We start from the raw sequence: 12,525 nt of genomic DNA on the forward strand, positions 1-12,525 counted from the left end.
CCCCGGCCGGCCCCAGGACCCCCGTATCAGACCCAATGACTTACGACCCTGAGAGGGATTGACGCATAGTGCTCGACGTCAACTTCTTCGACGAGCTCCGGATCGGCCTGGCCACCGCTGACGACATCCGTCAGTGGAGCCACGGCGAGGTCAAGAAGCCCGAGACCATCAACTACCGCACCCTCAAGCCCGAAAAGGACGGACTCTTCTGCGAGAAGATCTTCGGTCCGACCCGGGACTGGGAGTGCTACTGCGGCAAGTACAAGCGCGTGCGCTTCAAGGGCATCATCTGTGAGCGCTGTGGCGTCGAGGTCACGCGCGCCAAGGTGCGCCGTGAGCGGATGGGCCACATCGAGCTGGCCGCCCCCGTCACGCACATCTGGTACTTCAAGGGCGTTCCGTCGCGGCTGGGCTACCTGCTCGACCTCGCCCCGAAGGACCTGGAGAAGGTCATCTACTTCGCGGCGTACATGATCACGTACGTCGACGAGGAGCGCCGCACCCGCGACCTGCCCTCGCTGGAGGCCCATGTCTCCGTCGAGCGCCAGCAGATCGAGCAGCGCCGCGACGCCGACCTGGAGACCCGCGCCAAGAAGCTCGAGGCCGACCTGGCCGAGCTGGAGGCCGAGGGTGCCAAGGCCGATGTGCGCCGCAAGGTGCGCGAGGGTGCCGAGCGTGAGATGAAGCAGCTGCGCGACCGTGCGCAGCGCGAGATCGACCGCCTCGACGAGGTGTGGAACCGGTTCAAGAACCTCAAGGTCCAGGACCTCGAGGGCGACGAGCTGCTCTACCGCGAGCTGCGTGACCGCTTCGGCACGTACTTCGACGGTTCGATGGGTGCCGCGGCGCTGCAGAAGCGCCTGGAGTCCTTCGACCTGGACGAGGAGGCCGAGCGCCTCCGCGAGATCATCCGCACCGGCAAGGGCCAGAAGAAGACCCGCGCCCTGAAGCGGCTGAAGGTCGTGTCCGCGTTCCTGCAGACCTCCAACAGCCCCAAGGGCATGGTCCTGGACTGCGTCCCGGTCATCCCGCCGGACCTCCGCCCGATGGTGCAGCTGGACGGTGGCCGCTTCGCGACCTCCGACCTGAACGACCTGTACCGCCGTGTGATCAACCGGAACAACCGACTGAAGCGGCTTCTCGACCTCGGCGCGCCCGAGATCATCGTGAACAACGAGAAGCGCATGCTCCAGGAGGCCGTCGACGCGCTGTTCGACAACGGCCGCCGCGGCCGTCCGGTCACCGGTCCGGGCAACCGCCCGCTGAAGTCCCTCAGCGACATGCTGAAGGGCAAGCAGGGTCGCTTCCGTCAGAACCTGCTCGGTAAGCGTGTGGACTACTCCGCGCGTTCCGTGATCGTCGTCGGTCCGCAGCTGAAGCTGCACCAGTGCGGTCTGCCGAAGGCGATGGCGCTGGAGCTCTTCAAGCCGTTCGTGATGAAGCGCCTGGTCGACCTGAACCACGCGCAGAACATCAAGAGCGCCAAGCGCATGGTCGAGCGCGGCCGCACGGTCGTGTACGACGTGCTGGAAGAGGTCATCGCGGAGCACCCGGTTCTGCTGAACCGTGCGCCCACGCTGCACCGCCTCGGCATCCAGGCCTTCGAGCCGCAGCTGGTCGAGGGCAAGGCCATCCAGATCCACCCGCTCGTCTGCACCGCGTTCAACGCGGACTTCGACGGTGACCAGATGGCCGTGCACCTGCCGCTGTCCGCGGAGGCGCAGGCCGAGGCCCGCATCCTGATGCTGTCCTCGAACAACATCCTCAAGCCCGCCGACGGCCGTCCGGTGACGATGCCGACCCAGGACATGGTGCTGGGTCTGTACTTCCTCACCACGGACTCCGAGGGCCGCGACATCAAGGGCGCCGACCGTCCGTTCTCCTCGGTCGCCGAGGCGATCATGGCGTTCGACGCCGGCGAGCTGTCGCTGCAGGCGCCGGTCGACATCCGCTTCCCGGTGGGCACCATCCCGCCGCGTGGCTGGGAGCCGCCGGTGCGCGAGGAGGGCGAGCCGGAGTGGCAGCAGGGTGACAGCTTCACGCTGAAGACCACGCTGGGCCGTGCGCTCTTCAACGAACTGCTGCCCGAGGACTACCCGTTCGTCGACTACGAGGTCGGCAAGAAGCAGCTCTCCCAGATCGTCAACGACCTGGCCGAGCGCTACCCGAAGGTCATCGTGGCGGCGACGCTCGACAACCTGAAGGCGGCCGGCTTCTTCTGGGCCACCCGTTCCGGCGTCACCGTCGCCATCTCCGACGTCGTCGTCCCCGAGGCGAAGAAGGAGATCGTCAAGGGCTACGAGGCGCAGGACGAGAAGGTCCAGAAGCAGTACGAGCGCGGTCTGATCACCAAGGACGAGCGCACGCAGGAACTCATCGCGATCTGGACCAAGGCGACCAACGAGGTCGCCGAGGCGATGAACGAGAACTTCCCGAAGACCAACCCGATCTTCATGATGGTGAGCTCGGGTGCACGAGGCAACATGATGCAGATGCGTCAGATTGCCGGTATGCGTGGTCTGGTGTCGAACGCGAAGAACGAGACGATTCCGCGTCCGATCAAGGCGTCGTTCCGTGAGGGTCTGTCCGTGCTGGAGTACTTCATCTCCACGCACGGTGCCCGTAAGGGTCTGGCGGACACCGCCCTGCGTACCGCCGACTCGGGTTACCTCACCCGTCGTCTGGTGGACGTCTCGCAGGACGTCATCATCCGCGAGGAGGACTGCGGCACCGACCGTGGTCTGCGTCTGTCGATCGCCGAGCGCGGTGCCGACGGTTCGCTGATCAAGGCGGAGGACGTCGAGACGTCCGTGTACGCGCGCTGCCTCGCCGAGGACATCGTGGTGGACGGCAAGGTGCTGGCCCCGGCCGGTACCGACCTGGGCGACGTGCTCATCGACGAGCTGATCCGGCACGGCGTCTCCGAGGTCAAGACCCGTTCGATCCTGACCTGCGAGTCGCACGTCGGCACCTGCGCCATGTGCTACGGCCGCTCGCTGGCCACCGGCAAGCTGGTCGACATCGGTGAGGCGGTCGGCATCATCGCCGCCCAGTCCATCGGTGAGCCCGGTACCCAGCTGACGATGCGTACCTTCCACACCGGTGGTGTGGCCGGTGACGACATCACCCAGGGTCTGCCCCGTGTCGTCGAGCTCTTCGAGGCCCGTACCCCGAAGGGTGTCGCCCCGATCTCCGAGGCCACCGGCCGCGTGCGGATCGAGGAGACCGAGAAGACCAAGAAGATCGTCGTCACCCCGGACGACGGCAGCGACGAGACGGCGTACCCGATCTCGAAGCGTGCCCGACTCCTGGTCAGCGAGGGCGAGCACGTCGAGGTGGGCCAGAAGCTCACCGTGGGTGCCACCAACCCGCACGACGTGCTGCGCATCCTGGGCCAGCGTGCCGTCCAGGTCCACCTGGTCGGCGAGGTCCAGCGGGTGTACAACTCGCAGGGTGTGTCGATCCACGACAAGCACATCGAGATCATCATCCGGCAGATGCTGCGCCGTGTGACGATCATCGAGTCCGGCGACGCCGAGCTGCTGCCCGGCGAGCTGGTCGAGCGCTCGAAGTTCGAGACCGAGAACCGTCGTGTGGTCCAGGAGGGCGGTCACCCGGCCTCCGGTCGTCCGCAGCTGATGGGTATCACCAAGGCCTCGCTGGCGACCGAGTCGTGGCTGTCGGCGGCGTCCTTCCAGGAGACGACCAGGGTCCTCACGGACGCGGCGATCAACGCCAAGTCCGACTCCCTGATCGGCCTCAAGGAGAACGTCATCATCGGTAAGCTCATCCCGGCCGGTACGGGCCTGTCCCGCTACCGCAACATCCGGGTCGAGCCGACCGAGGAGGCCAAGGCCGCGATGTACTCGGCCGTCGGCTACGACGACATCGACTACTCGCCGTTCGGCACCGGCTCCGGCCAGGCCGTACCGCTGGAGGACTACGACTACGGTCCGTACAACCAGTAAGCGAGCGTCCGCTTGACGCACTGAAGGGCGGTCTCCCCGTTACGCGGGAGGCCGCCCTTCGGCGCATCATGGAGGAGACCCCCGCCGTCCCGGGAGGTGGTTGGTGGTGTCGTACCCCGCATGGCAACCCTGGGGGCAGCCCAGCACCCCGTCGATGCTCGCCTCGCACGCCGACCGTGAGCGCGCCGTGGATGTGCTCAGAGCCGGCTACGGGGAGGGGCGGCTGGAGCATGCCGAGTTCGAGAAGCGGGTTGCGCGGGCGTATGCGGCCCGTACGGTGGGGGAGCTGGCGCTGCTGGTCGCCGACCTGCCGCAGGGGCCCGTACCGCATCTCACGGCCGGCTCGCCCGTGCCCCGGACGTTCGCGCCCGTGCCGACGGCGCGGACGAACATGAAGGCGGTCGGGTCCGCGATCTGCGGGGCCCTGTGTCTGGTGACCGTAGGTCTCACCGGTATCCCCGCGGTGATTCTGGGGCACTCGGCACGGGCCGAGATCCGGCGCACCGGGGAGGGCGGCGACTGGCTGGCGCTGACCGGTCTGGTGTTCGGCTGGCTGTCCACGGCGGGCTGGGCGCTCGTCCTGGCCGTGGTGCTGGCGGTGACGCTCGCCGCGTGGTGACACAGCCGGACGACGTCCGACCGAAGATCATGAGAGGGTGCCCGGAGATGCGGGAGTCGTCGATTCGAAGATCACCGAGGGTACCGGGGCTTGACATACCTCGCATGGCGAGGTGGGTGACGCCCATTTGTTTTGACCACAGCGAATGAGGTAGGTACGCTCAGACCTTGTGCCTGGGGTGTGCCCTGGCTCTCGTGCGTGCCTTCAGACCGCACCGGGGGCCGAGACCGGCCACCGTAATCTGCGCCTCTTTCTGCCTAGCGGCGGGAGTGCCGCGGGATTCGACACACCCGACCGCGTGGGTCGGCGACGTTCCAGGTTAGCTGTACCCATCGGCACACAGAAACCGGAGAAGTAGTGCCTACGATCCAGCAGCTGGTCCGTAAGGGCCGGCAGGACAAGGTCGAGAAGAACAAGACGCCCGCACTCGAGGGTTCCCCTCAGCGTCGCGGTGTCTGCACGCGTGTGTTCACGACCACCCCGAAGAAGCCGAACTCGGCCCTGCGTAAGGTCGCGCGTGTGCGTCTGACCAGCGGGATCGAGGTCACCGCTTACATTCCGGGTGAGGGACACAACCTGCAGGAGCACTCCATCGTGCTCGTGCGTGGTGGCCGTGTGAAGGACCTGCCGGGTGTTCGCTACAAGATCATCCGCGGTTCGCTCGACACCCAGGGTGTCAAGAACCGCAAGCAGGCCCGCAGCCGCTACGGCGCCAAGAAGGAGAAGTAAGAATGCCTCGTAAGGGCCCCGCCCCGAAGCGCCCGGTCATCATCGACCCGGTCTACGGCTCCCCTCTGGTGACCTCCCTGATCAACAAGGTGCTGCTGAACGGAAAGCGCTCGACTGCCGAGCGCATCGTTTACGGCGCCATGGAGGGCCTGCGCGAGAAGACCGGCAACGACCCGGTCATCACGCTCAAGCGCGCTCTCGAGAACATCAAGCCGACCCTCGAGGTCAAGTCCCGCCGTGTCGGTGGCGCCACCTACCAGGTCCCGGTCGAGGTCAAGCCCGGCCGTGCCAACACCCTGGCGCTGCGCTGGCTGGTCGGTTACTCCCGCGCCCGTCGCGAGAAGACCATGACCGAGCGTCTGCTCAACGAACTCCTCGACGCCAGCAACGGCCTCGGTGCCGCTGTGAAGAAGCGCGAGGACACGCACAAGATGGCCGAGTCCAACAAGGCCTTCGCGCACTACCGCTGGTAGTCGCTACCCACATCGAGACCGAGAGAAGACTGAAGCCTTATGGCTACCACTTCACTTGACCTGGCCAAGGTCCGCAACATCGGGATCATGGCCCACATCGACGCGGGCAAGACGACCACCACCGAGCGGATCCTGTTCTACACCGGTGTGTCTTACAAGATCGGTGAGGTCCACGACGGCGCTGCCACCATGGACTGGATGGAGCAGGAGCAGGAGCGTGGCATCACGATCACCTCCGCTGCCACCACCTGCCACTGGCCGCTGGAGAACGTCGACCACACCATCAACATCATCGACACGCCGGGCCACGTCGACTTCACCGTCGAGGTGGAGCGATCCCTGCGCGTGCTCGACGGTGCCGTGACGGTGTTCGACGGCGTCGCCGGTGTCGAGCCCCAGTCCGAGACGGTGTGGCGTCAGGCGGACCGCTACGGCGTTCCGCGTATCTGCTTCGTCAACAAGCTCGACCGCACCGGTGCCGAGTTCCACCGCTGCGTCGACATGATCACCGACCGCCTGGGTGCGCAGCCGCTGGTCATGCAGCTGCCGATCGGTGCGGAGGCGGACTTCAAGGGCGTCGTCGACCTCGTGACGATGAAGGCCCTGGTCTGGTCGGCCGAGGCCACCAAGGGCGAGATGTACGACACCGTCGACATCCCGGCCACGCACACCGAGGCCGCCGAGGAGTGGCGCGGCAAGCTGCTCGAGGCCGTCGCGGAGAACGACGAGGAGCTGATGGAGCTGTACCTGGAGGGCGAGGAGCCCTCCGTGGAGCAGCTGTACGCGGCGATCCGTCGTATCACCATCGCGTCCGGCAAGGGCGAGGGCACCACGGTCACCCCGGTGTTCTGCGGCACCGCGTTCAAGAACAAGGGCGTTCAGCCCCTGCTCGACGCGGTCGTGCGCTACCTGCCGTCCCCGGTCGACATCGAGGCCATCGAGGGCCACGACGTCAAGGACCCGGAGACGGTCGTCACGCGCAAGCCGTCCGACGACGAGCCGCTCGCGGCGCTGGCGTTCAAGATCATGAGCGACCCGCACCTCGGCAAGCTCACCTTCGTCCGCGTGTACTCCGGCCGCCTGGAGTCCGGCACCGCCGTGCTGAACTCCGTCAAGGGCCGCAAGGAGCGCATCGGCAAGATCTACCGCATGCACGCCAACAAGCGTGAGGAGATCGAGTCGGTGGGCGCCGGCGACATCGTCGCCGTCATGGGCCTGAAGCAGACCACCACCGGTGAGACGCTGAGCGACGAGAAGCAGCCGGTGATCCTGGAGTCCATGGACTTCCCGGCGCCGGTGATCCAGGTCGCCATCGAGCCCAAGTCCAAGGGCGACCAGGAGAAGCTGGGTGTCGCCATCCAGCGCCTGGCCGAGGAGGACCCGTCCTTCCAGGTCCACTCGGACGAGGAGACCGGCCAGACCATCATCGGAGGCATGGGCGAGCTGCACCTCGAGGTGCTGGTCGACCGTATGCGCCGTGAGTTCAAGGTCGAGGCCAACGTCGGCAAGCCGCAGGTCGCGTACCGCGAGACGATCCGCAAGTCGGTCGAGAAGGTCGAGTACACCCACAAGAAGCAGACGGGTGGCACCGGCCAGTTCGCTCGCGTCATCATCGCGATCGAGCCGATCGAGGGCGGCGACGCCTCGTACGAGTTCGTCAACAAGGTGACCGGTGGCCGCGTCCCGAAGGAGTACATCCCCTCGGTCGACGCCGGTTCGCAGGAGGCCATGCAGTTCGGCATCCTCGCCGGTTACGAGATGACCGGTGTGCGCGTCACGCTGCTCGACGGTGCCTACCACGAGGTCGACTCCTCCGAGCTCGCGTTCAAGATCGCCGGTTCGCAGGCCTTCAAGGAGGCCGCGCGCAAGGCCAGCCCTGTGCTGCTCGAGCCGATGATGGCCGTCGAGGTCACCACGCCCGAGGACTACATGGGTGACGTCATCGGCGACATCAACTCCCGCCGTGGCCAGATCCAGGCCATGGAGGAGCGGGCCGGTGCCCGCGTCGTGAAGGGCCTCGTGCCCCTGTCGGAGATGTTCGGCTACGTCGGAGACCTCCGTAGCAAGACGTCGGGTCGCGCAAGCTACTCGATGCAGTTCGACTCCTACGCCGAGGTTCCGCGGAACGTCGCCGAGGAGATCATCGCGAAGGCCAAGGGCGAGTAACGCACCGCGTTCACACGCCGTAGGCTTGACTCCGGAGCCTCACGGGGCATTCCCCCGCATTCTCGGGTGAATGTCCCGGGGCCCGGGATTTAACAGCAAAGATCACCTGGCGCCGATGAAGTAAGGCGTACAGAACCACTCCACAGGAGGACCCCAGTGGCGAAGGCGAAGTTCGAGCGGACTAAGCCGCACGTCAACATCGGCACCATCGGTCACATCGACCACGGTAAGACCACCCTCACGGCGGCCATTACCAAGGTGCTGCACGACGCGTACCCGGACCTGAACGAGGCCACCCCGTTCGACAACATCGACAAGGCGCCGGAAGAGCGTCAGCGCGGTATCACCATCTCCATCGCGCACGTCGAGTACCAGACCGAGGCGCGTCACTACGCGCACGTCGACTGCCCGGGTCACGCGGACTACATCAAGAACATGATCACGGGTGCGGCGCAGATGGACGGCGCCATCCTCGTGGTCGCCGCCACCGACGGCCCGATGCCGCAGACCAAGGAGCACGTGCTCCTGGCCCGCCAGGTCGGCGTTCCGTACATCGTCGTCGCCCTGAACAAGGCCGACATGGTGGACGACGAGGAGATCATGGAGCTCGTCGAGCTCGAGGTCCGTGAGCTCCTCTCCGAGTACGAGTTCCCGGGCGACGACCTGCCGGTCGTCCGCGTCTCCGCGCTCAAGGCCCTCGAGGGCGAGAAGGAGTGGGTCGACTCCGTTCTCAGCCTGATGAGCGCCGTCGACGAGTCCATCCCGCAGCCGGAGCGCGAGGTCGACAAGCCGTTCCTGATGCCGATCGAGGACGTCTTCACGATCACCGGTCGCGGTACGGTCGTCACCGGCCGTATCGAGCGTGGTGTCCTCAAGGTCAACGAGACCGTCGACATCATCGGCATCAAGACGGAGAAGACCACCACCACGGTCACCGGCATCGAGATGTTCCGCAAGCTGCTCGACGAGGGCCAGGCCGGTGAGAACGTCGGTCTGCTGCTCCGCGGCATCAAGCGCGAGGACGTCGAGCGCGGCCAGTGCATCATCAAGCCGGGCTCTGTCACCCCGCACACCGAGTTCGAGGCCCAGGCCTACATCCTGTCGAAGGACGAGGGTGGCCGCCACACCCCGTTCTTCAACAACTACCGCCCGCAGTTCTACTTCCGTACGACTGACGTGACCGGTGTCGTGCACCTCCCCGAGGGCACCGAGATGGTCATGCCGGGCGACAACACCGAGATGAAGGTCGAGCTCATCCAGCCGGTCGCCATGGAAGAGGGCCTGAAGTTCGCCATCCGTGAGGGTGGCCGGACCGTGGGCGCCGGCCAGGTCACCAAGATCGTCAAGTAAGTTCCGCTTGCTTGAGGGTCGCCTGACCTGAAAAGGCCTGAAGGGGCCCGTACGACTTCGGTCGTACGGGCCCCTTTGCTGTTGTGCTGGATGGCCTCTCGAACATTCGGAGGGTTGTGCTGGCGGTGGGTGAAACCTAATCGAATCTTGTGCGGCGGATTGGCGAGAGTTCCGGCAACTCCCGGTGGGCGCGGGGGGATTGTTCTTTTCTGTCCCGGTGGGGCGGAAGGCGCGGCCGTAGCGTGAACCGTGGTCCAGTGGCCGTCGGGCCCCGAGTCTCTCCCGAGGATGGCTAGGTCTCTTGATGCAGGGTGTGCGCAGCGGATTGTCGATACCGATGCCGGTCGCGGTGGCCGAACGCCCGCCAGAGCCACTTCGTACGCCGAACATCGACACGTCGTCCCGCTCCTCCCGGCAGCGCCCGCGGCTGTACGTCATCGACGGCATCCGTCTGGCCGCCGCCCTGATGGTCGTCCTGCACCACTTCGTCGGTACGCGCCGGGCCAATGAGCCGGGCAACATCATCTGGGACCGGTCGGTGTCGGACATCATGCCGACGGTGTTCCGCGTCGCCTCCTTCGGCTGGATCGGCGTCGAGATCTTCTTCGTGATCAGCGGCTTCGTGATCTGTATGTCGTGCTGGGGCCGTACGCCGAAGGACTTCTTCGTGTCGCGGGTGATCCGCCTCTACCCCGCGTACTGGTTCGCCGTCTTCTTCACGACCGCGGTGCTGGTGCTGCTGCCGAGGGTGATGGAGCGGTTGCCGCTGCGGGAGGTCCTGTTCAACCTGACGATGCTGCAGGCGGGTTCCGACGTCCCGAACGTCGACCCGGTGTACTGGACCCTCTGGTCGGAGCTCCGCTTCTACCTGCTGTTCCTCGTCGTCGTGGCCATGGGCCTGACATACCGCCGGGTCGTCGTCTTCTGCTGCATCTGGGGTGCGGCGGCGATGCTCGCGCCGATCTCCAAGTTCCCGCTGATGGTGCTGGTCGCCGACCCGAGCGCCGCCTGGTACTTCATCGCCGGCCTCGCGCTCTACCTCATGTACCGCTTCGGCCAGGACCTCCTGCTGTGGGGCATCCTCGCGATGGCCTGGCTCATGGGCCAGCTGGAGCTGGGGGAGCGGGTGGCGTACGAGCAGGTGAGCAGCTGGCGCGGCGCGGTCGTCATCTTCACGGTCTTCATGCTGGTGATGGTGGCCGTCGCGCTCGGCTACACGGATCGCATCCGGTGGAAGTGGCTGGTGACGGCGGGCTACCTGACGTACCCCCTCTACCTCACCCACTACGTCGCCGGTGCGGTGCTCATCAACCGCCTGCGGGACACGATGGATCCCCGGCTCCTGGTCGCGGTGCTGATCGCCGGGTTCCTGGTGCTGAGCTGGCTGGTGCACCGGTTTGTGGAGCGGCCGGTGGCGCGGATGCTGAAGCGAGGGCTGGACTCGTCCTTCGTGCGGCTGCGGGGCTTCCAGCGGGCGGCGTAGTCGGTCGTACTCCGTGCGTGAAGCGTAGTTCGGCCCAGACCGTCTTGCGCGGGGTCGGGCCCTCGGCCACTCCCCAGCGGTCGGCGAGCGTGTCGACGAGGAGGAGGCCGCGGCCGGACTCGCCGTCGGACGTGGCTCGTCGGGGCAGACGGTCACCGCGGGTGTCGGTGACCTCGATGCGGAGGGTGTCGCCGACGACGTAGAGCGTGAGCCGGAAGTCCCGTCCCGGTACACGCCCGTGCGTCACGGCGTTCGCCGCCAGTTCGGCCACGATGTGGCTCGGTGCGTCCAACGGGAGCCCCCAGGAGCGCAGTTGCTCGACGGCCAACAGGCGCGCCAGGCGGGCCGCGCGGCGGGTCGGGGACAGCGAGACGCTGAAGTTGCGGATGGGGCAGTCGAGTTGGGCGTCGGCCTCGGCGGTTTCTTGATTCACGTCACTCAGCGTGCCGACCTTCGCCTACCGTGAACAGTGACTGCGCCGTTGCGTACGGTGACTGTCCGGCGGTTGTCCGGTGGTGTCCGGGCTGTCGGGGCGGCCCGTACGGGTAGGGGCGTGGCGGTACGACGCGGTACGACGGAGGGGCGCCGGCATGACGGTGGAAGCGGACGCGGGGCGGCTCAAGACCGAGGCGGACGAGCCGGGTTGGGAGGTGGACCCCGACGATGACTGGGGGGTCGCGGTCGTCGCGACCGTCGGGCGGCAGTTGAAGCTGCGGCGGGAAGCGGTGGGGATGCGGGCCGCCGAGTTCGGGAAGGCGGTGGGGTACGGCGAGGACATGGTCTACAAGATCGAGAGCGGGAAGCGGATTCCCCGGCCTGAGTATCTGGACAAGGCGGATGAGCTGTTGGGGGCGGATGGGTTGCTCGCCGCGATGAAGGAGGACGTGAAGAAGGTTCGGTATCCGAAGAAGGTGCGGGACCTGGCGCAGCTGGAGGCAAAGGCGGTCGAGCTTCAGCTCTACGACCCTCTGAACGTCCACGGGCTGCTGCAGACGCCGGAGTACGCCCGCGGGCTGCTCCTGATGCGGCGCCCCGCGTACACGGAGGACGAGGTCGAGCGGTTCATCGCAGCGCGCGTGGCACGCAAGGCCGTCTTCGAACGGGACCCGGTGCCCGAACTCAGCTTCGTCCTGGAGGAGTGGACGCTTCGGCGTCCGCTCGGCGGAATGGCTGCGTTGCGCCGCCAGCTGGAACATCTGCTGGAGATGGGGGAGTTGCGGAACGTCGAGCTGCAGGTGATGCCGATGGATCGCGAGGAGCACGCGGGCGTGGACGGCGGCATTGATGTGCTGAAGTTCGCCGACGGCTCGGCTGTGGGACGTTCGCCGGTACTGGCCAACGGCCGGCCGGTCTCCGAGCCGAGGCACCTCCGTATCCTTGAACTGCGGTATGGCATCATCCGGGCTCAGGCTCTCACCCCACGTGAGTCGAGGGCCTTCATCGAGCAACTGCTGGGGGAAACATGATCCGCAACGCCTCGGCCGGGGACACCTCCGAGCTGGCGTGGTTCAAGAGCAGCTACAGCAGCGGCAGCGAAGGCGACTCCTGTGTCGAGGTCGCCCCCACCTCCGGCACCATCCACGTCCGCGACTCCAAGCACACCGTCGGCCCTCTTCTCGCGCTCACGCCGGAGGCCTGGTCGGCCTTCGTGACGTACGCCTCGGAAAGCTGACGTCTTTTCGTCTCCCGTGCAACGCTTCACCCTCCTCGGTGGTCTTCTCTGCGTCGACCGCCCAT

9 protein-coding genes and 1 pseudogene are annotated in these 12,525 nt (G+C 66.6%); 9 read left to right on the forward strand and 1 reads right to left on the reverse strand.

The window, feature by feature from the left end; translation table 11 throughout:
- The first annotated feature begins 68 nt into the window (after nt 1-68).
- From ACFV7R_RS23755 to ACFV7R_RS23785, 7 genes are all read left to right on the forward strand, one after another.
- Entirely contained in the window at nt 69-3,968 is a 3,900-nt protein-coding gene (locus ACFV7R_RS23755) for a DNA-directed RNA polymerase subunit beta' (protein WP_129799289.1), read from the forward strand.
- 106 nt (nt 3,969-4,074) lie between these two features.
- Nucleotides 4,075-4,587 carry a DUF1707 and DUF4190 domain-containing protein gene (locus ACFV7R_RS23760; RefSeq protein WP_385266603.1) on the forward strand — a complete coding sequence of 171 codons (513 nt, stop codon included), beginning with the start codon at nt 4,075-4,077 and terminating at the stop codon, nt 4,585-4,587.
- Between the two features lie 357 nt (nt 4,588-4,944).
- The gene (rpsL, locus tag ACFV7R_RS23765; RefSeq protein ID WP_003948652.1) at nt 4,945-5,316 is read left to right on the forward strand and encodes a 30S ribosomal protein S12; all 372 of its coding nucleotides are present in this window, start codon (nt 4,945-4,947) and stop codon (nt 5,314-5,316) included.
- 2 nt (nt 5,317-5,318) lie between these two features.
- Nucleotides 5,319-5,789, forward strand: coding sequence for a 30S ribosomal protein S7 (gene rpsG / locus ACFV7R_RS23770; protein ID WP_003998848.1), 471 nt, complete (start codon nt 5,319-5,321; stop codon nt 5,787-5,789).
- A gap of 39 nt (nt 5,790-5,828) precedes the next feature.
- Nucleotides 5,829-7,955: an elongation factor G gene (gene fusA / locus ACFV7R_RS23775; protein ID WP_129799288.1), complete on the forward strand. Its 2,127-nt coding sequence runs from the start codon at nt 5,829-5,831 to the stop codon at nt 7,953-7,955.
- A 156-nt stretch (nt 7,956-8,111) separates the two neighbouring features.
- Nucleotides 8,112-9,305, forward strand: a complete 1,194-nt coding sequence (tuf, locus tag ACFV7R_RS23780; RefSeq protein WP_385266607.1) for an elongation factor Tu — start codon at nt 8,112-8,114, stop codon at nt 9,303-9,305.
- A 337-nt stretch (nt 9,306-9,642) separates the two neighbouring features.
- The gene (locus ACFV7R_RS23785; protein ID WP_385266610.1) at nt 9,643-10,788 is read left to right on the forward strand and encodes an acyltransferase family protein; all 1,146 of its coding nucleotides are present in this window, start codon (nt 9,643-9,645) and stop codon (nt 10,786-10,788) included.
- 21 nt (nt 10,789-10,809) lie between these two features.
- On the opposite strand, the pseudogene ACFV7R_RS23790 reads toward ACFV7R_RS23785, so the two are convergent.
- Nucleotides 10,810-11,221 (reverse strand): annotated as a pseudogene (locus tag ACFV7R_RS23790) (ATP-binding protein); the annotation flags it as partial.
- A gap of 157 nt (nt 11,222-11,378) precedes the next feature.
- On the opposite strand from ACFV7R_RS23790, the gene ACFV7R_RS23795 reads away from it, so the two are divergent.
- Together ACFV7R_RS23795 and ACFV7R_RS23800 are read left to right on the forward strand one after the other, a co-directional pair.
- Nucleotides 11,379-12,254 carry a helix-turn-helix domain-containing protein gene (locus ACFV7R_RS23795; RefSeq protein WP_385266612.1) on the forward strand — a complete coding sequence of 292 codons (876 nt, stop codon included), beginning with the start codon at nt 11,379-11,381 and terminating at the stop codon, nt 12,252-12,254.
- On the forward strand, nt 12,251-12,460 hold the full coding sequence (locus tag ACFV7R_RS23800; protein ID WP_385266615.1) for a DUF397 domain-containing protein: 210 nt from the start codon (nt 12,251-12,253) through the stop codon (nt 12,458-12,460). Before ACFV7R_RS23795 ends, ACFV7R_RS23800 begins: the two co-directional genes overlap by 4 nt.
- Nucleotides 12,461-12,525 lie beyond the last annotated feature (65 nt).

Source organism: Streptomyces sp. NPDC059866 (genome assembly GCF_042731325.1).
GTDB lineage: Bacteria > Actinomycetota > Actinomycetes > Streptomycetales > Streptomycetaceae > Streptomyces > Streptomyces flavusporus.

Excerpts from the sequence above, each read along its gene's own strand:
- ACFV7R_RS23800 (WP_385266615.1), top strand. The coding sequence starts at position 12,251 with ATGATCCGCAACGCCTCGGCCGGGGACACCTCCGAGCTGGCGTGGTTC.
- rpsG (WP_003998848.1), top strand. The coding sequence starts at position 5,319 with ATGCCTCGTAAGGGCCCCGCCCCGAAGCGCCCGGTCATCATCGACCCG.
- fusA (WP_129799288.1), top strand. The coding sequence starts at position 5,829 with ATGGCTACCACTTCACTTGACCTGGCCAAGGTCCGCAACATCGGGATC.
- ACFV7R_RS23785 (WP_385266610.1), top strand. The coding sequence starts at position 9,643 with ATGCCGGTCGCGGTGGCCGAACGCCCGCCAGAGCCACTTCGTACGCCG.
- ACFV7R_RS23795 (WP_385266612.1), top strand. The coding sequence starts at position 11,379 with ATGACGGTGGAAGCGGACGCGGGGCGGCTCAAGACCGAGGCGGACGAG.